This is a genomic window from Neobacillus sp. Fa239, from assembly GCF_055395235.1.
Genome location: NZ_AP041611.1, coordinates 222,501 through 243,551, shown reverse-complemented (window position 1 = coordinate 243,551; position 21,051 = coordinate 222,501). Strand labels below are relative to the sequence as shown.

At 39.6% G+C, this 21,051-nt stretch carries 17 protein-coding genes, 13 tRNA genes, 2 rRNA genes and 1 pseudogene (1 of these 33 cut by a window edge); 8 read left to right on the top strand and 25 right to left on the bottom strand.

All coding sequences use genetic code 11. From position 1 onward, the window contains the following. Positions 1-89: 89 nt before the first annotated feature. Together ACZ5XR_RS01165 and ACZ5XR_RS01160 are read right to left on the bottom strand one after the other, a co-directional pair. Entirely contained in the window at positions 90-923 is an 834-nt protein-coding gene (locus ACZ5XR_RS01165; protein WP_464499885.1) for an alkaline phosphatase family protein, read from the bottom strand. Continuing rightward, a complete protein-coding gene (locus tag ACZ5XR_RS01160) occupies positions 913-2,022 on the bottom strand; it encodes an ABC transporter substrate-binding protein (protein ID WP_464499884.1) in 1,110 nt (369 codons plus the stop codon). Before ACZ5XR_RS01160 ends, ACZ5XR_RS01165 begins: the two co-directional genes overlap by 11 nt. 226 nt (positions 2,023-2,248) lie before the next feature. Between ACZ5XR_RS01160 and ACZ5XR_RS01155 the strand changes: the two are divergent. Continuing rightward, positions 2,249-2,676: pseudogene (locus tag ACZ5XR_RS01155) on the top strand (hypothetical protein); the annotation flags it as partial. A gap of 447 nt (positions 2,677-3,123) precedes the next feature. Further along, entirely contained in the window at positions 3,124-3,522 is a 399-nt protein-coding gene (locus tag ACZ5XR_RS01150) for a (deoxy)nucleoside triphosphate pyrophosphohydrolase (RefSeq protein WP_464499883.1), read from the top strand. A 19-nt stretch (positions 3,523-3,541) separates the two neighbouring features. Here ACZ5XR_RS01150 and ACZ5XR_RS01145 read toward each other — a convergent pair whose 3' ends face one another. Both ACZ5XR_RS01145 and ACZ5XR_RS01140 read right to left on the bottom strand, forming a co-directional pair. Beyond that, positions 3,542-6,355 carry a DEAD/DEAH box helicase gene (locus tag ACZ5XR_RS01145; protein ID WP_464499882.1) on the bottom strand — a complete coding sequence of 938 codons (2,814 nt, stop codon included), beginning with the start codon at positions 6,353-6,355 and terminating at the stop codon, positions 3,542-3,544. A 99-nt stretch (positions 6,356-6,454) separates the two neighbouring features. Beyond that, positions 6,455-7,336, bottom strand: coding sequence for an AraC family transcriptional regulator (locus tag ACZ5XR_RS01140; protein WP_464499881.1), 882 nt, complete (start codon positions 7,334-7,336; stop codon positions 6,455-6,457). 237 nt (positions 7,337-7,573) lie between these two features. Between ACZ5XR_RS01140 and ACZ5XR_RS01135 the strand changes: the two genes are divergently transcribed. Together ACZ5XR_RS01135 and ACZ5XR_RS01130 are read left to right on the top strand one after the other, a co-directional pair. After that, the gene (locus ACZ5XR_RS01135) at positions 7,574-8,422 is read left to right on the top strand and encodes a phytanoyl-CoA dioxygenase family protein (protein ID WP_464499880.1); all 849 of its coding nucleotides are present in this window, start codon (positions 7,574-7,576) and stop codon (positions 8,420-8,422) included. 4 nt (positions 8,423-8,426) lie between these two features. Then, complete coding sequence (locus ACZ5XR_RS01130) at positions 8,427-8,870, top strand: hypothetical protein (protein WP_464499879.1); 444 nt, start codon at positions 8,427-8,429, stop codon at positions 8,868-8,870. Between the two features lie 417 nt (positions 8,871-9,287). Here ACZ5XR_RS01130 and ACZ5XR_RS01125 read toward each other — a convergent pair whose 3' ends face one another. The 3 genes from ACZ5XR_RS01125 to ACZ5XR_RS01115 form a co-directional block, all read right to left on the bottom strand. Next, the gene (locus ACZ5XR_RS01125) at positions 9,288-9,995 is read right to left on the bottom strand and encodes a M48 family metallopeptidase (RefSeq protein ID WP_464499878.1); all 708 of its coding nucleotides are present in this window, start codon (positions 9,993-9,995) and stop codon (positions 9,288-9,290) included. 7 nt (positions 9,996-10,002) lie between these two features. Then, positions 10,003-10,500 carry a YehS family protein gene (locus tag ACZ5XR_RS01120; protein ID WP_464499877.1) on the bottom strand — a complete coding sequence of 166 codons (498 nt, stop codon included), beginning with the start codon at positions 10,498-10,500 and terminating at the stop codon, positions 10,003-10,005. 74 nt (positions 10,501-10,574) lie between these two features. Beyond that, on the bottom strand, positions 10,575-11,180 hold the full coding sequence (locus ACZ5XR_RS01115) for a TetR/AcrR family transcriptional regulator (RefSeq protein WP_464499876.1): 606 nt from the start codon (positions 11,178-11,180) through the stop codon (positions 10,575-10,577). A 116-nt stretch (positions 11,181-11,296) separates the two neighbouring features. Between ACZ5XR_RS01115 and ACZ5XR_RS01110 the strand changes: the two genes are divergently transcribed. Both ACZ5XR_RS01110 and ACZ5XR_RS01105 read left to right on the top strand, forming a co-directional pair. Beyond that, positions 11,297-11,866 (top strand): cysteine hydrolase family protein, encoded by a 570-nt coding sequence (locus ACZ5XR_RS01110; protein ID WP_464499875.1) that lies wholly within the window; start codon positions 11,297-11,299, stop codon positions 11,864-11,866. Positions 11,867-11,951: 85 nt separating this feature from the next. Beyond that, complete coding sequence (locus ACZ5XR_RS01105; protein ID WP_464499874.1) at positions 11,952-13,331, top strand: MFS transporter; 1,380 nt, start codon at positions 11,952-11,954, stop codon at positions 13,329-13,331. Positions 13,332-13,434: 103 nt separating this feature from the next. Here the strand turns inward: ACZ5XR_RS01105 and bioB are convergent, their stop codons facing one another. The 3 genes from bioB to ACZ5XR_RS01090 all read right to left on the bottom strand — a co-directional run bounded on the left by bioB (position 13,435) and on the right by ACZ5XR_RS01090 (position 16,098). Beyond that, positions 13,435-14,427 (bottom strand): biotin synthase BioB, encoded by a 993-nt coding sequence (gene bioB, locus ACZ5XR_RS01100; RefSeq protein ID WP_464499873.1) that lies wholly within the window; start codon positions 14,425-14,427, stop codon positions 13,435-13,437. A 20-nt stretch (positions 14,428-14,447) separates the two neighbouring features. Then, entirely contained in the window at positions 14,448-15,047 is a 600-nt protein-coding gene (locus ACZ5XR_RS01095; protein WP_464499872.1) for a biotin transporter BioY, read from the bottom strand. Between the two features lie 301 nt (positions 15,048-15,348). Next, a complete protein-coding gene (locus ACZ5XR_RS01090) occupies positions 15,349-16,098 on the bottom strand; it encodes a DUF6904 family protein (protein ID WP_464499871.1) in 750 nt (249 codons plus the stop codon). Positions 16,099-16,371: 273 nt separating this feature from the next. Between ACZ5XR_RS01090 and ACZ5XR_RS01085 the strand changes: the two genes are divergently transcribed. Further along, on the top strand, positions 16,372-16,584 hold the full coding sequence (locus tag ACZ5XR_RS01085; RefSeq protein ID WP_464499870.1) for a hypothetical protein: 213 nt from the start codon (positions 16,372-16,374) through the stop codon (positions 16,582-16,584). Between the two features lie 739 nt (positions 16,585-17,323). Next, entirely contained in the window at positions 17,324-17,569 is a 246-nt protein-coding gene (locus ACZ5XR_RS01080; RefSeq protein WP_464499869.1) for a hypothetical protein, read from the top strand. A gap of 352 nt (positions 17,570-17,921) precedes the next feature. On the opposite strand, the gene ACZ5XR_RS01075 is transcribed toward ACZ5XR_RS01080, so the two are convergent. The 15 genes from ACZ5XR_RS01075 to ACZ5XR_RS01005 form a co-directional block, all read right to left on the bottom strand. Next, positions 17,922-17,995, bottom strand: a tRNA-Ile gene (locus ACZ5XR_RS01075). 6 nt (positions 17,996-18,001) lie between these two features. After that, positions 18,002-18,075: transfer RNA gene (locus tag ACZ5XR_RS01070), tRNA-Gly, on the bottom strand. Positions 18,076-18,091: 16 nt separating this feature from the next. After that, positions 18,092-18,167: transfer RNA gene (locus ACZ5XR_RS01065), tRNA-Phe, on the bottom strand. Between the two features lie 6 nt (positions 18,168-18,173). After that, a tRNA-Asp gene (locus ACZ5XR_RS01060) sits at positions 18,174-18,250 on the bottom strand. A gap of 3 nt (positions 18,251-18,253) precedes the next feature. Then, positions 18,254-18,327, bottom strand: a tRNA-Met gene (locus ACZ5XR_RS01055). Positions 18,328-18,353: 26 nt separating this feature from the next. Continuing rightward, positions 18,354-18,446: transfer RNA gene (locus ACZ5XR_RS01050), tRNA-Ser, on the bottom strand. Between the two features lie 8 nt (positions 18,447-18,454). Further along, positions 18,455-18,528: transfer RNA gene (locus tag ACZ5XR_RS01045), tRNA-Ile, on the bottom strand. Positions 18,529-18,542: 14 nt separating this feature from the next. Then, positions 18,543-18,616, bottom strand: a tRNA-Met gene (locus ACZ5XR_RS01040). An 18-nt stretch (positions 18,617-18,634) separates the two neighbouring features. Further along, positions 18,635-18,707 (bottom strand) — tRNA-Ala (locus ACZ5XR_RS01035). Positions 18,708-18,731: 24 nt separating this feature from the next. After that, a tRNA-Pro gene (locus ACZ5XR_RS01030) sits at positions 18,732-18,808 on the bottom strand. Between the two features lie 9 nt (positions 18,809-18,817). Then, positions 18,818-18,894 (bottom strand) — tRNA-Arg (locus tag ACZ5XR_RS01025). A 34-nt stretch (positions 18,895-18,928) separates the two neighbouring features. Next, positions 18,929-19,017: transfer RNA gene (locus ACZ5XR_RS01020), tRNA-Leu, on the bottom strand. Positions 19,018-19,063: 46 nt separating this feature from the next. Further along, positions 19,064-19,137: transfer RNA gene (locus ACZ5XR_RS01015), tRNA-Cys, on the bottom strand. Positions 19,138-19,264: 127 nt separating this feature from the next. Then, a 5S ribosomal RNA gene (gene rrf, locus ACZ5XR_RS01010) occupies positions 19,265-19,381 on the bottom strand. Positions 19,382-19,479: 98 nt separating this feature from the next. Next, positions 19,480-21,051 (bottom strand): 23S ribosomal RNA (locus ACZ5XR_RS01005); it runs 1,369 nt beyond the window's last position.

Sequence of the window (21,051 nt, the reverse complement as noted above, 5' to 3'; positions counted from 1 at the left end):
AACAATCCTTTGAATCGATTTGGCCCTAATTCCAAATCGATTCAAATTTTCAAAGAATCCTTTATTGATAGACTATAAGCCTTTCCTAATTAAAGAGTGACCGCTGCTTTCAATCCAGGAAATTTATAAGAAATCATTTTGTCAGACGGTTCAATACCTAACAGTTCACAAACAAGTGGAGCAAACGCCAATTGAGGAATGGTTTCCCCATGTATTCCTGTTTCAATTCTCGGGCTAATGACAAAAAGTGGTACATCACGTTCACCATCCGTTATGCCTCCATGGTTCCCATATTCACTCATCCCATGGTCGGAGGTAATTAAAATATGGTAACCGGATTTCATCCAAATCGGAAGAAGCTGAGCTAACAAGCTGCCCATTTTTAAAATTTGTTCACGATATTCTTTCGATTCCGAACCGTAATTCTCCCCTTTTACATCCACTCCCATAGGATGAATGTATAAAAAGTGCGGATCATGCTTTCTGCGCAAAGACTCCGCATCCATCAACAAATGGCTATCCGGATAATCATCATCCCAATAGAACAATCCTGATTGGATCGGCTTAGACATATCTTCTTGAATACGGTCTTCAATAAAATTGAATGGCGCTCGGTTATATAGTTCGCTTACCCAATAATAGGCTGCAGCAGCATTTCTTAATCCATTTTCTTTCGTAAGATGAAAGATACTTTTCTTGTTAGATAAACGAACCGTTTGATTGGAGGTAATTCCATTCATGGATGCTGGCGTACCAGTTAGTAATACTTCATACAGCGGACGGGAAAGACTCGGAAGCTCCGACTTCACTTTGTATAGTGCTGCCTGATTCGTTTCAACTAAATGCTGTATATATCCCAGCGTTTCGCACGCTTTGTCATATCTCATTCCATCAACAACAACGACAATTACTTTATTTAACATTTACTAACACCTCTTCTTGCCAAAGCTGTGGTAAAGATTTTGCTGTTTCTTCCCAAGCTTTGTAATCATTAATTGGTTTTGCATTTTTGTATTCTTCTTTTGGAACCAGTTTGGCTGCTACCTCTTTTGGAAGTTGTACATCACGAATCGGGCGTGCAAATCCTTTAGCTAAATTAATTTGACCTTCATCACTTAAGATATATTCTCTAGTCGCCATCGCCGCATATGGATGCTTCGCATATTTGTTAATGATGGTTGAATAAGCACTGACAACTGAACCTTCTTTTGGAATACTTATATCAAATTGCTTTCGGTTGATTTGCTCCGCATAACCAATTGCATTGAAATCCCAAAGAATGGCTACCTGTACTTCCCCTTTTTCAATGTTAGCAGGCTTTGCATCGGTTAGACTAAGACGGCCCTGCTTGGCAAGCTTGGCAAAATATTTTAGACCTGGTTCGATATTTGACTCACTTCCGCCGTTTGCAATCGCTGCAGCAAGAACAGCCATTTGATTCTGTGCTCCGCGTTGAACATCACCAACTGTTACTTTGTAGTTTCCTTTTAAAATATCAGCCCATGATTTTGGCGGGTTCTTTACCAATTCTTTATTAGTTAGAAAGGCAATCGTTCCTTGATATCCGGCAACCCAGTCTCCATTGTCATCTTTCGCCCATTTCGGTACTTGATCCCAATAGGAGGTTTTATACGGTATGGTTAGGTTTTTTTGTTCAGCAATAGGGGCAAAAGAAATCCCCACGTCTCCGATATCAGCTGTGGCATTTTGCTTTTCGGATTCAAATTTGGCAATCTCTTCAGCACTGGATAAATCTGTATCATCATGGGTCAATTTGTATTTTTTGGTCACGTCCGTCCAGGTTTCTCCCCAATTTGCCCATGTATCCGGCATACCGACGCTATTAATGACCCCTTCTTTCTTTGCTTTTGACTCAATTTCCCCGACTGTTAATGAATTGGGATTTTTCACAACGGGAGCAGCTGATTTTTCATTTGTACCGCAAGCTGCCAAACTTAGTAAACTTACACCTAATAACCCAGCTTGAATTGTCTTCATTGTCTTACTCCATTTACGTTTCATCAAAAAATCCTCCTGTTTGGTTTCTTTAATATTGTTGTTGATTGTTTACTGATTTAGAATAATTTATTAATGTAAATACTACATTAAACCAATGTTAAGGTTTTGTAATCTTCTGCTTCATCCTCTAGAAGCGAATATCTTTTCACAAAAAAACCTACTGAACCGGACAACATTTTGTTGTTTGGTTCAGTAGGTTTTTTTGTGAAAATAGGATTTATTTATCAATAATTATCAACAACCTATATTAGGTGAATTATTTCTAAAGTGTGATAGTCATCTTCCTATCTCAGGGTCTATAAAAGCCCGCGGCTGGATTTATGAAGTTCTCAAACATGCAGAAAAATTAGCTATTCATCATCAATTATTAACCATTCATGATGACTATTCAATTTTAGATAGTGATAGATTTCGAACATTCTTCTCACAATATTAAATTGCAGTTGGGTCGACTGGAAATTTAGGACTTAGAATAGGCATCATGAGTGCAAAATTAGGTTTTAATGTGACTGTGTAGGAAGACCATCTGGATTTGTGGGTAAAACAATAGAACCGTTTCTAAGTGGTAATTATACGGTCAGCGATGAACAATTGTATAAGTTATTAAAGGAACTAATTGATACAGAAGGAATTCATTTAGAACCTTCAGGACTGGCGGAAATATGGTTCCTAAAGAAATGATGATGCAATATTATCAAAAAGGGTTGAATTTAACACGGGGTTAGTTGCCCCCGTGTTTATTATAAAAAATTTGCTTATTAAACGTAACTGCACCCTTTAGTTTAAGTTTAACACTTCACAATTTCATTGATTAAAACGTATTAGTACACAATAAAACACCTGAAATCGGTGCACAACCTTTTTCGAATATAGAAATGCATAGATAGTACGTTATGAATCCTCCAGCACAATTACTTTAATAATAAATTTAGAGGAATTTCTTTTCCTTTTGACAAAATCCTATTTTAATCAAACGTTTGATTAGATTTGATAAAATGCCTTATTTGTTATAGGTATTACTTACATTACTTATAAAAAGATTGTCGAATTCTTCTTTTAAAAAGTGTTATCCTTATTACAGTAAATATTATTAGGGAGGCAATCATGAAAAAGCTCGTAAAAGTAGTTGCCGCGATTATCGAAAATGAACAAAATGAAATTCTGTGTGCCTTAAGATCTCCTGAAATGTCTATTCCAAACATGTGGGAGTTTCCAGGTGGAAAAGTTGAAGCAAATGAGGATATCTATTCCGCATTAGAAAGAGAAATTACCGAAGAGTTGGACTGTAAAATCCAAACATCAAGAGAAGTTTTTAATGATAATACTCATGAATACGAAACCTTTATCATTAATTTAATTTCAATCAAATGTAAGGTTGTTGAAGGAACACCAACGCCAAGTGAGCATTCAAAGTTAATTTGGTTAAAAAGAGAAAATCTAGCTTCTCTGAAGTGGGCTCCTGCCGACATTCCAGCAGTGGAACAGTTAATAAATGAAAAATAGTCTTCTCGCAATGAGAAGACTACACTTTTTCTGTAAACTCTGTGTATAAACTAGCCGGTACTTCTTGCTCTAATGCCATTCTTACCGTTATTGGCTTATCCCCTTCGAAGTGAATGGAATTGCCTTTCCCGATATAAATATAAGGCTCTGTCTTTCCATCAATTTCGCGGTACTTTCTAATAAACAAGTGCAAATTAACTCCGCGTTGTTTATTAAAAATAATATTCTTCCCTCTTTCGGACTGTTGGGTTGTATTATTAACAGACTGCCATTGGAATTCCTGTGGATGAATAAATTTATCTTTGTAATTGATACTTTCCTTTACATCCTCTTCTTTATGCAGATCAATAAACAGAAAATACTCATTTCCATTTGCCAGTAATCCTGAACCTCTAAAAGAACTATGGATTTTCCGATAGTTGGACAATAAAGCAGCATCAATCATTTGATATTGCTCATATAGCTTGAAATGCGGAACTCCGTAGTACTCCCCTTTAAATGTTTTCTCGTAACGGAAGATCCCATAGGTTATAATGTCTTCAATGTATTTCCGATACTCCGCATTCTCTAACAGTTCTTTAAATACGGGAGTCTTTCTTAAGGTACCATTACTATAATGAAACAATTTAGGGTTTCGTTTTAGCTGTCCGCTGTCATAATAATTTTGATTTAAGCATTCAAATGCATGCAAAATACTGTCGTTATCAATATCTTTTATCATTTTTAAGATTTGCTGCCTCGCTGTTATAAGAGTAATCTCCTCACACTCCAACAAGTAACGAATGATAACAAACTCATAAATCCGTTTAAGCGGAAGAAAGCTAGACAATTCCTTTAAAGTATCCTCAAAATCCTCATTTTGTAAAAGTTTCTTTAAGTATTCATCCTTTTCCACTTTAGCTACAAATAGTAGATATGTTTTTTCACGATCGATGAATTTGATTGGATCCGGTGCACCATCAAATTTAAGATAATCAAGCAAAAAATAAGGAATCCGCCCTTGGTTAAGTTTCTTAAATTCAAAGTACTCTTCCTTCAGGTACTTTAATGAATTAAAGTTTTCATTATCGATTTGAGCCAAAATCCGTTCCTGTGATATCTTATCCATTTGAATGTGGGTACAGCCATGAATACTAGCAAATCCCGTAGCGATTGCAACCTTCAAGCTCTCTTTATCATAATATCGACTTCCGTTAAGTGCGAGAGCAATAAGGAATGTTTTATTATGGTTTCCGATGAAATCAAGAACGGTTAAGAAACTCTTATCCTCGTGCTTCCGCAGTCCACGCCCAAGTTGCTGTATAAAAACAATTGGAGAGTTGGTTGGCCTTAACATTAATACTGAGTTGACTGAAGGGATATCGACACCCTCATTAAAAATATCGACCGTGAAAATAAATTCTAATTCGTCATGGTCACTTTCTAATTTATTGATATATCGTTCCCTGGTTTCTGATGAGTCGGCACCATACAAACAAACGCTTTTATACCCCCGTTTGTTAAATTCACTAGCCATGTACTGAGCATGGTCAATACTAGCGCAGAATCCTAGACCCTTCCTATTCTCCCCGTCATGGCCATAGAAGTCCATTTTTTCAATTATAAAATCGACGCGTTCATTTACCTTTAACCTCTTGGTAATTTCAGCGACATCGTCAATATTGACATCACTTAAATCTATGCCTTCAATATCTGTTATTCCAAAGTAATGAAATGGGATAACTAGTTCGTCCTCTAAGGCCTCGTGTAGTCGAACTTCTATTGCCACATTGTTATCAAACAGGTCAAAGACGTTATATCCATCGCTTCGTTCAGGGGTTGCCGTCATACCTAGAGTAAACTTTGGATCAAAATAATTTAAAACCGTTTGATACGTTGGGCTAGTCGCGTGATGGGCTTCGTCTATAATTAGATACTCAAATTCATCTTTTTCAAACTCATGAAAGCATTTTGAAATTGTTTGGATCGTCGCAAATACATAATCAACGTTTCGCTGCTTGTGATTACCAGTTAACAAACCAAAAGTAAGTCCTTCGTTTGGAAGGAGCAATTCAAAAGTTTCTTTAGCCTTTTTCAGAATTTCTTCCCTATGTACAATGAAAAGAAGCTTCTTCGGTTTAAATCCCTTCACATCAAAGGCGGACATATAAGTTTTACCCGTACCAGTTGCAGCAATGACTAATGCCTTATTCTCCCCAAAACTTCTTAATCGCTCTAAATTCTCGGTTGCACGCTTTTGCATTCTATTGGGGACAATATACTTTTTATTTTCATAGATCAATGAGTGAGATTTTTGTGTATCCTTAAAGCTCTTTAAAAACTCTTCGTATCTACTAATAAAATCTCCATCTGCCACATCACTCATATTCCAAAGATAATCATATTCCTTCAAAACATCTTGAATAAAACGGGCATCTTCTTTGGTGATAATCTCCACATTCCACTCAATATTGCTTTTCAACGCACTTTGAGTGATGTTGGATGAACCAATAATGACTTTGAAACTATCTTTATACTCAAAAATGTATGCCTTTGTATGGAAGCCAATCTCTTTATCCGTAACAAAGACCTTTAAATCAACATTTGTAAACTCTTTAATTTTTTCTAGAGCCTTTGCATCGGTAAAATTAAGATAAGTAGACGTAATAATTTTACCCTTTACTCCCTTTTTCTCAGCTTCCTTTAAAGGATCAAGCAAAAGTTGAAGACCACTAAAATTAATAAAAGCCACACTAAAATAAAACCGTTCACATTCGTTCATGGATTTTACTAATTCTCTTAATAAATTTCCCTTATCAGAATTAACAATGAGCTTCTTTTCTACAACTTCCATTTTCGCTGTTCCTACCTATCTAAATCATTAATGTTAAATATTTGTATATAGAAAAATTGTACAACATGGAAATTGAAATAAAAAGATCCTTTTACCTATTTACATATTCTTATGATTGTTTCTATAAAAACGAGGAGTGACACCCAAGGCCTTCTTAAAGGCTTTAGAAAAATGATGAATATCGGCAAAGCCACAGTACTCGGCTATTTTTTCTATAGGGTATTCGGTGTTTTTAAGTAATTCCTCAGCATGTTGGATGCGTAAATGCATCAAATATTTATGCGGTGGCATATCAAACGTTTTTTTGAACACTTCTCTAAACCGAGAGACAGATAAATTTGCACGTTGAGCCATATCTTCAATGGAAACAGCTTCAGATAAATGCATAGAAAGATAGGATGGAAACGAATTAAAGATCGGCAGTTTCTCCGATTCACTGAAGCTAATATCGTTATGATCATCAATGATCTGTACAATCAACTCTGAGAGAATAGTTTGTACTTGCATTTGCCGTAATGGATTCTGGCTCTGCCAGTATTCAATCATCCTTAACATTTTTATTCTGAATTTTTCTGGATCTTTGGGCTTTAAATGAACGGGAATGTGGATTCCATGAAGGTCATTCAGAGAAGGCTGCATTAAGTGCAAATAGTCTTTTAAATCCGTTTGTCCTGCGCGAGTGGGAAAGCTTTCCTCACGAAGCGGGTTATAAAATACATCAAAATGTGCAAATGGGGTCACGGTAGGTGTCAGACCACGCATCACCTTTATACTTCCTGGTTGAGCAAGACATAAATCACCGGGAGAAAAATGGTATCTCTCTCCATCAATTTCAAACAAACAATTTCCCTCTTGAAAATATACCAGCAAATAATCTAGTAACCGTCTTTCTGGAAAAAACCATGGTGGACGGACAGCATAATCACATTCTCGAATATAAGGTAAAAACGGCTGAATCCAGAGTAATTCATTTAAATTCATTTCTACCACCTCCACTTAAGCCAATTGAATCTAACATATCAAGGATCAACTGAATATGATAGTCTTTTTTGATAAAAAGAACACTTAATATAAAGGAATAAATGCGAAGATCAGTTATTTTTGACAAAAAAGTCAGTTAGCGGGTACAAAGATAAATGGATGGTTTTTCTATATAATGATGTTATTTAATGGCTTTATCCTAGATTGGGAACCTTGATTATATTGGAGGGAAATGTGATGAAAGAAAAACTTGATATGCTTCCATCTTTAAAAGAAAGTTATGATTTGAATTCAGATCAAATCGAAGAATATCAAAAAAATGGTCACATTTGTTTGAGAGGCTTAGCTTCTTCAGAAGAAGTTTCGATTTATGGAGAAGCCATCCGAGATATTGTAAAAGAACTCAATTATCAAAATAAGCCAATGAATGAACGATCTACTTATGGGAAAGCGTTCATTCAGATAGAAAATGTGTGGGAGAAAAGTGAAGTGGTTCAACGTTTCGTCATGGCTCGCAGGTTTGCAAAAGTAGCAGCTGAACTGATGGGGGTTGATGGAGTAAGGATTTATCATGATCAAGCATTGTTCAAGGAGCCAGGCGGTGGGCACACTCCATGGCATCAAGATCAAATTTATTGGCCGCTTGATACAGACAAAACGATCACCATGTGGATGCCAATCGTTCCGATTACAGAAGAGATGGGATCCATGACTTTCGCTTCTGAATCTCAAAAAATGGGGTATGTCAATAAACTGGAGATATCTGATGAGTCTCACCGGACATTAGCCCAATATATTGAAGGAAAAGGTTTCGAAAAAGTAACCTATGGAGCAATGGCTGCTGGTGATGCAACCTTTCACGCTGGCTGGACGATGCACAGTGCTCCCGGAAATCCAACAGATCAGATGAGAGAGATCATGACGATTATTTATTATGCAGATGGTTCCATCGTTGCGGAACCAGACAGCAATGCTCGTAAAAACGACTTGGCACAATGTTTTCCAGGTGTTAAGCCTGGTGAGGTAGCGGTAAGTCACTTAAACCCACTAGTATATAGCAGGTCTAAGCAACCTAAGGAGGACTAATGAAATGAAAGACCTGAATATAAATGCGGATCGCTCTCCCAAAATGATCATTCATCAGGCCATGTGGTCAATGGAAGGCTATGGCTCTCATCATAAGGAGTGGTCCCTAGAGGAGAAGTTCGAAAAAATGGCGGAAGCCGGTTTTGACGGAATATACTCTAGATTACCGGAACCATCTGAAGAGAAACAATGGCGGCGTTTAATGGATCGATATAATTTTAGTTTCGGACTTGAGAGTTTTCCTAATAACCGAGAGGATTTACGTACACTTCTTGAACGGGCAAAAGATTTCGATGTTCAATATGTCAATGCTCAAGTAGGGAATTCCTTTATCATCGCCCATATGTTTTCGGCGATACGCTTGAAAACCAATGATTGCTGCCATCGGTCCGTTAGGATCTCTTCATCTGAGTGCATACTTCCTAAGCCTGAACGTGTCATCGCATAATGATGCCCTATTTCACAGACAAAAGGGAAAACGTCTCCAACATTTGCTTGCTTTAGCCAGTTTCTCATTCCCCTCTCCCACCATTTTTTGAAGGGAGCAGCGCATGGATGGTCCCCATCGCCAATATCAATTTGGATCTGTTCGCCGTTTGTTACCCGACCATGAATGGAAGAAGCTCTTTGTAATAATCTCTTAAAATAAGGTTCTGCTAACTCAAAATCCCCCATTTCTCCCGCTAGTAAATAATGCGAGAAATCAATGGTTAAACGGAGATTCGGTAAACGTTCAACATACTATAATATCGAAACGGTTAGAGATTACAAGAGACTTGCATTGTAAGTGAAAAACTATAATAAAAGCAAAAAATTAAAGGAGAGGGAATAAACCTCTCCTTTATAATCTTTTCGCTTTTCAAACTTAACAAGTCATTTTCCAACTTGATAAAGTCAACCAGTCTTCCTTTTCCTTATAATCAGGCATTATTTTTCCAACAAGACGCCAGAAGGACCGGTCGTGATTCAGATGGACCATATGACACATTTCGTGAACGACTACATAGTCGATTACCTCCCTTGGTGCCATTGCCAGTCTCCAATTGAAGGTTAACTGCAGTTTTGAATCACAGGTTCCCCAGGTAGTTTTGCTATCTGAGATACGGACAGAACGTGGTTTTGTTTTGAAATTACTTTGATAGGAGGATATGCTCTCCGCAACTATTGCCTTACACTGCTGGTAATAGAATCGTTTTAATGTTTGTTTTATCTTTTCTGTGTCGGGCTGCTTTACATATATATACAGCTTGTCTTCTTTCAACACTACATGTTCTTGAGTGATATTTATTTCTTGAAAGATCTCTATTGGATAGGTTTTTCCTAAGTATAGAAAACTCTCACCATACTCATACACCTTTTTCTGAGGGCCAAGCAGCCGATCCTTCATTTCTTTTAATTTTTGCTGAATAAGGTCCCAATTTTCCTCTAATAACTGAAGCACCTTATCATTATGTGTCCCTTTTGGAGTCTGGACTTCCACATTTCCATAGCTATCGATCGTAATTCCTATAGAGGTACGATTTTTGTACTTGATTTCATAACGTATAGTTTCACCTAAGTAGGTATGTATCATAAATGCGTTATCCCCTGTATTTAACAGCCAGCCCTTTTAAGAAATTCCTGGCATATTTATCTCCGCACTCTTTATAATTCTTATGCCCTTCTTTTCTTAATAAAGCGCCGAGTTCTCCTTTTGAAACCGTGATTCCAGCTTGTTCAAATATATCGAGCATATCCTCAGTTGTTAATGCTAATGCTATTTTTACTTTCTTTAACAGGAGATTATTAACGTTTGCGCTTTTCTTTATAGACGGTTCCGGCGTATCAGGCTGATTTGGTTTGGGCTCCTGTTTTCCTCTTTTAAAAATAATAAAACCATTTAAAAATGAATCAAACATACTGTTATTACATTTTATTTGTTCGTCACTTTCATCATCGTACTCGTCTGATTTTGTGAGAATCTTTATGACTTCTGGTACGGTGACATCCACGCCGCCAAGTTTAAAGATCTCTGCCATTTCTTTATTTTTTATTTCCATTGCATATCTTAATCGAATTAATATATCGTTATTCTCCATAAAGGGCCTCCTATATATAAATTTGGTTACAGGTATTTTTTCAAACCCTGCGGCTTCCTCGCATAGGCGATGATTTAGTTTATCATAAATATTGCCCAAAGCTGATCTAAAATCTCGTCAGGTGAATATCCGCGTACTTCTCTTTGAAATAAATAGGCATCGCTTCTTAAAGCGGCAAGTAATATGTCTGCTCTAAAAACACTATTTGGTTGGGCTTCTTCCGCTACAGCCATCTCATCAAATAAACAAACCAGGATTTGATGCAATTCATTATATAACGGGCCGCGAGTTTTAGACTTCGATTGATTCGTTGACTCGAACTCTTCGACTCCCTTAAGCAGTTGTGCTTTGCTTTCTCTAAAACGGATGAATATGCTAAGAATTCCTCTCAATCGCTCTTTTGGCGGCTCTGTGCGATTTTCCTCTAAATATCTGTCAATATCTTCAAAACATAGAACAACATTATCTTTTATTAAATCTAAACATAATTCCCCTTTGTTTCTGTAACGGCGATAGAGGGTTCCTGGACCAATCTCTGCTTCTGCAGCAATTTGATTCATGCTCACCTTTTCAACACCAATTTGTTCAAATAGCCTTGAAGCTGTATCTAATATACGCTGACGGTTCTCGGCAGCGTCACGTCGTTCAGTACGATTGTAGGTTATGTCCCCATTCTTCATTATTATCACTCCCTAAATACCAGGCATACACATTGACAAACGGAGATATCTCCATCTATCATAAGTGATAGAGTTCTCCACTTAATAGTAACTTAACGAAAAGGAGTTTACAATACATGCAAAATCATTCCAATAATGCTGCATTATTAGTCATGGATTATCAAAATGGCATCGTATCACGGTTTGCTGAAAATAAGGAGCTGCTGCTTCCCATTCAGAAGGCTGTGGCAAGTGCACGCAAACACAATATTCCGGTTATTTTTGTACGTGTTGGATTTAGCAAAGGGTATCCTGAGGTGAATCCGCGAAATAAAACATTTGCAGGGATTGCCCAGTTTGGAGGCATGACCACATCAGACAACGCAACGCAAATTCATGAATCGGTTAAGCCTATAGAAAACGAGCCGGTTGTAACAAAGTATCGTGTGAGTGCCTTTGCCGGCAGTACGCTCGAAGTGATCCTCCGCTCCCGCCAAATCGATACTCTCATTGTCAGTGGAATTTCGACAAGCGGGGTTGTTCTATCGACATTACGGGAAGCAGCAGATAAAGATTATTCATTGACCGTGCTGAGAGATGCCTGTCTTGATCTCGATCCTGAAGTTCATCGCGTCCTTATGGAGAAGGTATTCCCTCGTCAGGCCGATGTTCTGACCGTCGATTCCTGGATTGACGCATTGGATTGAGTCATTAGGGTCTGTTCCGATATTGCGGAATGGGCCCTATTCGTTTCCCTTTCACTTTTTATTCTTAAAGAAGGAAGGAATAGTTTTGTCCAAATCTAAACATAAAAACAATTTTAATCAAAAACTGATCCCTCCCATGGTTTTAGGTTCGATTTTAAATCCTATTAATTCTTCGATTATTTCTGTTGCGCTCATTCCAATCGGGCATGCGTTTGGTGCACCGCCATCTCAAACAGCATGGCTTATTTCTGCTTTATATCTGGCTACCGCGATTGGACAGCCGATTGTCGGAAATTTGATTGATATCTACGGACCACGGCTCCTTTTTTTAATCGCAACGTCTTTAGTAGGGATCTCGAGTTTAATTGCCACTTTTGCCCCTAGTTTTTGGTGGTTGGTGGTTGCAAGAATCATTCTTGGATTTGGAACATGTGCGGGGTACCCCGCTTCGATGTATCTGATCCGCAGTGAAGCAGAACGAACGGGTGAGGCCAGTCCAACGAGTATTCTGACCATCTTAGCGATTGCCAATCAAACAATCGCCGTTATTGGACCTACTTTAGGTGGTTTACTCATTGAATTTGGGGGCTGGCAAAGTATCTTCCTCGTCAATATCCCTTTGTCACTCGCCTGCATCGTCTTAGGATCCTTGCGTTTCCCAAGATTTTCAGCAGATGCCGATGGCGATAAGAGGAAAAAAATCTCGATTGATTTTATTGGCATTGCCCTCTTTGGAATTTCATTAATTGCGGCTCTACTTTTCTTAATGGGCCCTAGTTGGCATAAGATTTATTTGTTACTAATTGCCATTATCATTGGTATCATTTTTTCAATCCTTGAATTAAAATTGGAAAATCCTTTTATCAATATTCGTCTATTAAGCGGAAATATACCCTTGATATTGACTTATGCCCGTGGTTTACTTTCAGCTACCGTTTCCTACAGCATCCTTTATGGTTTCACTCAATGGCTGGAAAAAGGAAGGGGTTTATCTCCTTCTAATACTGGACTGTTACTATTACCCATGTTTTTAATGTCGATCATCGTTTCTAAAATGACAGGAAAAAGTCCTGCAATCCGTTTGAAATTGATCGTCGGAAGTATTGCTCAATTTATTGCTATGATGCTGCTGCTTTTTACAAATCATACGAGCAGCCTGGTTTTTCTCGCAGCAATTGTTCTGCTTTTAGGGATTCCCCAAGGCTTGCTGAATTTAGCCAACCAAAATGCGGTCTATTTCCAAGCATCGCCAGAACAAATCGGTGCTTCAGCTGGTTTGTTAAGAACTTTTATGTACATGGGGGCTTTGATTTCTTCTGCTGCAAATGGACTATTTTTAAAACCCGAAGCAATGACAGCAGGCATGCACAAAATAGCGATATTTGGCGGTGTCATTAGCTTTATTCTAATCATGATCACCTTATTAGACCGTTCCTTAGGGAGAGTCGGCCTTAAAAATCATTAAAAAATTTGAGGGTCCGAGAAACATTCTCGAACCCCTCTTCTTATTCTTTAATCCTCTAAAGTGACTCTACCTACGTTGATTACTACTTCTTGCTGCTAATTCACTATGAATTAACGGTTTCATTTACAAATTCAACTTCAAATCCTAAATCAGCCAGCATTTGATGATCTGCCGTGCTTTCTTGCCCCGCCGTTGTTAAGTAATCGCCGACAAAAATAGAATTTGCTGCATATAATCCAAGTGGCTGAAGACTTCGTAAATTGACTTCACGTCCCCCAGATATTCGGATTTCTTTCGTTGGATTCACATATCGCATAAGCGCCAGTACTTTCAAGCAATACCTTGGATTTAGTTCATTTGTGCCTTCAAGCGGTGTACCGTCTATTGCATGAAGGAAATTAACGGGAATGGAATCTGCATCCAAGATCCTTAGACTAAACGCCATATCAACAACGTCTTTTTTCGTTTCCTTCATCCCGACGATTACCCCTGAGCAAGGAGAGATACCTGATTCTTTTACAAGTTGAACGGTATTAACCCGGTCCTGGTAAGAGTGGGATGTTGTGATGAATTCATGGTGGTTTTCTGAAGTGTTTAGATTGTGATTATATCGGTCTACTCCAGCTTCTTTCAGCATTGCCGCTTGTTCAGGTTTCAGTAGTCCAAGGCAGGCACAAATCTTTAAATTATATTTGTCTTTTATTTCCTTTACAGCTGAAACAACTTGATCAACCTCATGGTTACTAGGTCCCCGGCCACTGGCGACGATACAATAAGTCCCAACATTAAGCTGGTTTGCTTGTTCGGCACCTTTTAGGATCGTATCTTTATCGACCATGCGATACTTTTGAATAAGCGCTGAAGAGATGCTTGATTGTGCACAATAACCGCAATTCTCAGGGCATAGACCTGATTTTGTATTGATAATCATATTAAGCTTTACCTTATTGCCATAATAATGGTGACGAATGAGATAAGCACCTTGTAAAACCTCAAGTAATTCGAAATCCGAGGAATTTAAAATACTTAACGTTTCCTCTTTTGAAATTTCATTTCCCTTTAACACGTATTGCGCCAATTCCTTCCACTTGCTCATATAATCCCTCCTTTCTAGAATTAACCTGCGTTCTTTATGTTTTTAAATTGGCTGCGTGATAATAAAGTGCGTTCTAAACGATGTCCCATTATCCCTGCAAAAATTGCTAAAATAATATCTTTTGGAAGTGGGACAACCATCCATAACCAGGCCATTTTATATGTAAATCCTTCTGGTGCTGCAAACCAAAGTTTATAGGCTGCATACATCCAGTTTGTTCCGAAAACATAGTTGACCGCCATTCCTGCTAATGCTGCAAAAATAAATACTCCAATAGTTTTCTTTCCTTTTTCAATTAAGTAACCGGTTACAAACGCAGTGAAAATAAAAGAAACAATAAAACCAAAAGTCGGGCTGATCACCGAAACAAAGCCAGCTCCAAATTTTGCAAAAACCGGAACACCTACTAATCCAACAAGACAGTAAACAGTCATGGAAATAGCTCCTAATCTACTGCCAAGTACTACACCTGCTAAAATAGCAAAAAAGGTTTGGAGCGTAATGGGCACTCCCCCCACTACCATAAAAGGTGCAATCGATGTTATGTTTGCACCAATCGCCATTAAGGCAACGAACATTCCTGCAAACGTGATATCAGTCGTTCTTAGCTTCATCCTCATCCCCCCAAATTTTTACTCTAAATAAAGAATAATAGTTTTTATGTTTATATGTCAACCGAGAATCATTTTTGGTTAACACAATGCGGATTTAATGGAGTCAAAGGAAGCCGACCGAAAAAAGGCCAACCCTCACAACGTTAAATCATTGAGGATTGACCCTAAAATTATGATTTATTGTTACATATGGAAAAACATTGGAAACTAACTCCTATTTTATCTGCCTTTTTAAAAAGCCCCTACTCATTTAGCATGAAAAAGGGGCCCTCTTCAAGGAGTTCCCCAATAAAATATCTAGTGTCTGTCACCATTCGATTTCTTCTGGATAATCAACTAATGATTGAATATTGATCATGGAACAATTGTATTCTCTTACTGCTTCCATTACGGCGGTTTTTACCTCTTGATATTCTTTTCCTTGCTCAGCAATTCGTTTGCACATTATCGTAATGTTTTTTAAACGTTTCTCCTTGTTCATGTCGATGAATTTACAATTTAGTTCATCTAAATATAGGGTTGCATAGTGGCTAAACCAAGTATAATCAATGTTCATTAATTTTATCGTACGGCTCCACGATGTTTCTGGGATGGTTTCTTTAATACAATTAGCTATCGCAGCTTGAAGTCCTCTAACATGAGCAATGGCAGGATCCCATATATTTCGATACTCTAAAATGAAATCGTAGCTCTGCTTTGCCTGTTTTTTCGCATAAAGTCTAACGAAATCATTTAGTGCCATTGTCACAAAAATCAGCTCGGGCCATAATACATTGAAAGCATAATAGACATTTTTATCATTAGTGACAACAGATAAATGCTTCATGATATCCTGATTCATTCCGTTATGAACAAACTCTATCTCTCGATTCCCCATAATGGCATGGCTGATATCATAACATACTCCAAGGATTCTCAGGAGGGCTCCTTCAAAGCCTGACCAATCATTCTCATCTCCCACTATTGTGTGAAGTGATTCGTTTAGCCCCTCTAAATCCAATCTGTCTCCGTAAATGGTGACCCCGGTAAAATTAGGTGTATTTTTTAGAAAAATCATTGTTTTACCTCATTTTTTTATTAAATCTATAAATGTTTACAACGTTTAATAGGTATACAAGCGAGACAGGGTAGAAACCGTCTCCATTTTGTTGAATCCTTATGAATTTTTGTAGAATCCTCTTCAATATTTGTAGAATCCACCTAAATTTTTGTAGAATTCCTTTGCCACAAATTTTTATGCTTCATTTGGTACCAGGCACCCTTTGTTTATCCACTCAGCAAAAATCCCCCTACTTACAAACACCATACCGGACCAAGATTGTTTCCTAAGTTGCTCAATAAAAGTGCTAGTGCACATGGATTTATCGTGAATGATTTTGATTACATCCGTCATGAAGCCGATAATCAATTACACGAATGGGTATTGGAAGGTAAAATAAAAAGCAAGGAAACAATTATTGAAGGATTTGAAAATACCGTACCAGCTTTTTTATCATTATTCGAGGGTGGAAATGTTGGTAAACTTCTCGTTAAGGTCGATTAATTTAGTGTTTCGTTTCCCTAAGTAAAGGAGAGGAAACGGGAAGAAGTTAGAGATTATATAAGACAGAACAGATTAGAAAATAAAATTTCAGTCCCTGAAAATGGAAATATTATTGAAAAAGATAGGATTTATATGGGAAAATCGAAAGGAATTTTGTTTATAGAATAGGCTTTAAATCAATATGATTCTTACCGGATTTGATATGTCCTTCATGTACTTTATGAAGGACATATTCTTTGAGTAGAACCGGTTATAGGTGATTTTACGAATAAATCATCCACTGATTCGGCAGCTTCATTTGTTCTTCCTCACCATATACATCCTTAACAGATGGCATTGTGAAATTTGACTGCATAGATTAGTAAATAATCATTAATTAGGAATTCTACATAGTTTATGGGAGTGGTATTTAGGATGGATTCATTTAGGAGGTATCTGTAAAAAGTCGTAAAAAAGTGAAAATATCATCAAAGATTATCTTCAATCTGTTCATGGTTTCCTTACTTAATTTGATCAATCAAAAGACGTAGAATTTAAAAAATTACATCACGAGAATATAAGCGAGTACATTTCATTTTTGAAAAACAATAACCGTTCGAAGCCGAAAACCATTAATACAAAATTGCAGCCTTCATATAAATATAATAACTGGTATTGTCCGAAGTGGTATCCAGAGATGTTAGAAGCACACATTGCTAATTGCCGTGGAATCGAAATAAGATTTTGGAGGGAATTGACAATGAAAGTAAAATATAAAGACGATAGAATATACGGACAAGGTTTAACAGATTTCCCTTATCAGGAAGGTGACTATGTAACGATTGTTGTTCGCTATTGGACAGTTAAAGAGGACGATGAAGATATTTATTATCATGGCCATATTACACAATTAGAGGACGAAAGGGTAGGTTTTTGGGCTGTTTTAGATGATGACCCCAATCAGGAAGAATTTTTTCAATTTTGGAGATATAGAAGCGGTCTTTGACGGTGATAAAATCCCCTTTCTTGGTGAATGGACTAAACGTAAAGAATAGTTGCAAACAGTTGCATTAAAACAATAAAAGCCTACTCATTACGAGTGGGCTTATTTTTCGTTATCTAACCTAATTACTAAAAATAACGAATGATTATATAATTTTAAAAAAGGAAGATTGTAGTTATTAAAGATTGAATGCCATTTTCCATCACCTGGGAATTCACAATGAAAGTAAGGTACATATCCAATCGTTTTTTACATTTACTCGCCTTAGAGGATTCGAACCTACGATCGAGCGTTTAACAGTCGTTTGCTCTACCACTGAGCTACTGCGGAACAAAGAATATATATTTTATTATGATGGGCCTAAATGGACTCGAACCATCGACCTCACGCTTATCAGGCGTGCGCTCTAACCAGCTGAGCTATAGGCCCTTTATATGGAGCGGGTGATGAGAATCGAACTCACAACATCAGCTTGGAAGGCTGAGGTTTTACCACTAAACTACACCCGCATTATAAAAAGGATCATGGTGGCTCAGGACGGAATCGAACCGCCGACACAAGGATTTTCAGTCCTTTGCTCTACCGACTGAGCTACTGAGCCAACAAATGGCGGTCTGGACGGGACTCGAACCCGCGACCTCCTGCGTGACAGGCAGGCATTCTAACCAACTGAACTACCAGACCATATTGCGGGGGCAGGATTTGAACCTGCGACCTTCGGGTTATGAGCCCGACGAGCTACCAGACTGCTCCACCCCGCGATAATAAAAGATGAAAATAAAATTTATGGCGGAGGAAGAGGGATTCGAACCCCCGCGCGGTTTAACCCGCCTGTCGGTTTTCAAGACCGATCCCTTCAGCCGGACTTGGGTATTCCTCCATATAAAATGGACCCTGTAGGACTCGAACCTACGACCGGACGGTTATGAGCCGTCTGCTCTAACCAGCTGAGCTAAGGGTCCATTGATATTTTTTATAGCGGCGGAGGAGATCGAACCCCCGACCTTACGGGTATGAACCGTACGCTCTAGCCAGCTGAGCTACACCGCCAATTTCATAAAAAATAAATGGAGCCTAGCGGGATCGAACCGCTGACCTCCTGCGTGCAAAGCAGGCGCTCTCCCAGCTGAGCTAAGGCCCCATGTTGTTATTGTAATCCTTCGACTGGTCGGGAAGACAGGATTCGAACCTGCGACCCCTTGGTCCCAAACCAAGTGCTCTACCAAGCTGAGCTACTTCCCGATCTATTAATGGCGCGCCCGAAAGGAGTCGAACCCATAACCTTCTGATCCGTAGTCAGACGCTCTATCCAATTGAGCTACGGGCGCATTATTGAAAGTTATTTTGCTCGCGCAAAAAACTTGGTGCCGAGGACCGGAATCGAACCGGTACGGTAGTCACCTACCGCAGGATTTTAAGTCCTGTGCGTCTGCCAGTTCCGCCACCCCGGCGAAATCTATTTATCTGTTCTAATCCAAAACCCAACATTTATTTAATTGGAGGCAGCAACCGGATTCGAACCGGTGGTAAAGGTTTTGCAGACCTCTGCCTTACCACTTGGCTATGCCGCCGCCTTATTTTATGGAGCGGAAGACGGGATTCGAACCCGTGTTACCGCCGTGAAAGGGCGGTGTCTTAACCGCTTGACCAAGGGGCCAACTAAAAAATCACAAAAATAATAGCCCCAAAGGGGCTTTAGCCTGGCAACGTCCTACTCTCACAGGGGGACAGCCCCCAACTACCATCGGCGCTGAGAAGCTTAACTTCCGTGTTCGGGATGGGAACGGGTGTGACCTTCTCGCCATTATTGCCAGACTATTTACTTGAGAGATCGTTCTCTCAAAACTAGATAATACAGAAGAAGTTTTCGTAAAAACGAGGTAATCTGTCTAGCTTCGGCTCCGCTTTTCTATTTGGTTAAGTCCTCGATCGATTAGTATCAGTCAGCTCCACATGTTGCCACGCTTCCACCTCTGACCTATCAACCTGATCATCTTTCAGGGATCTTACTAGCTTGACGCTATGGGAAATCTCATCTTGAGGGGGGCTTCATGCTTAGATGCTTTCAGCACTTATCCCGTCCGCACATAGCTACCCAGCGATGCCTTTGGCAAGACAACTGGTACACCAGCGGTGCGTCCATCCCGGTCCTCTCGTACTAAGGACAGCTCCTCTCAAATTTCCTGCGCCCACGACGGATAGGGACCGAACTGTCTCACGACGTTCTGAACCCAGCTCGCGTACCGCTTTAATGGGCGAACAGCCCAACCCTTGGGACCGACTACAGCCCCAGGATGCGATGAGCCGACATCGAGGTGCCAAACCTCCCCGTCGATGTGGACTCTTGGGGGAGATAAGCCTGTTATCCCCAGGGTAGCTTTTATCCGTTGAGCGATGGCCCTTCCATGCGGAACCACCGGATCACTAAGCCCGACTTTCGTCCCTGCTCGACTTGTAGGTCTCGCAGTCAAGCTCCCTTATGCCTTTACACTCTGCGAATGATTTCCAACCATTCTGAGGGAACCTTTGGGCGCCTCCGTTACTCTTTAGGAGGCGACCGCCCCAGTCAAACTGCCCACCTGACACTGTCTCCCACCCCGATGAGGGGTGCGGGTTAGAATTTCAATACAGCCAGGGTAGTATCCCACCGACGCCTCCACCGAAGCTGGCGCTCCGGTTTCTCAGGCTCCTACCTATCCTGTACAAGCTGTACCAAAATTCAATATCAGGCTACAGTAAAGCTCCATGGGGTCTTTCCGTCCTGTCGCGGGTAACCTGCATCTTCACAGGTACTATAATTTCACCGAGTCTCTCGTTGAGACAGTGCCCAGATCGTTACGCCTTTCGTGCGGGTCGGAACTTACCCGACAAGGAATTTCGCTACCTTAGGACCGTTATAGTTACGGCCGCCGTTTACTGGGGCTTCGATTCAGAGCTTCGCTTTTAAGGCTAACCCCTCCTCTTAACCTTCCAGCACCGGGCAGGCGTCAGCCCCTATACTTCGCCTTGCGGCTTCGCAGAGACCTGTGTTTTTGCTAAACAGTCGCCTGGGCCTATTCACTGCGGCTCATCGAGGCTATTCACCTCAATGAGCACCCCTTCTCCCGAAGTTACGGGGTCATTTTGCCGAGTTCCTTAACGAGAGTTCTCTCGCTCACCTTAGGATTCTCTCCTCGCCTACCTGTGTCGGTTTGCGGTACGGGCACCCAATATCATCGCTAGAGGCTTTTCTTGGCAGTGTGGAATCAGGAACTTCGGTACTATATTTCCCTCGGCATCACAGCTCAGCCTTCACGGTGAACGGATTTTCCTATTCACCAGCCTAACTGCTTACACGCACATATCCAGCAGTGCGCTTACCCTATCCTCCTGCGTCCCCCCGTTGCTCAAACGATAAAGAGGTGGTACAGGAATATCAACCTGTTGTCCATCGCCTACGCCTTTCGGCCTCGGCTTAGGTCCCGACTAACCCTGAGCGGACGAGC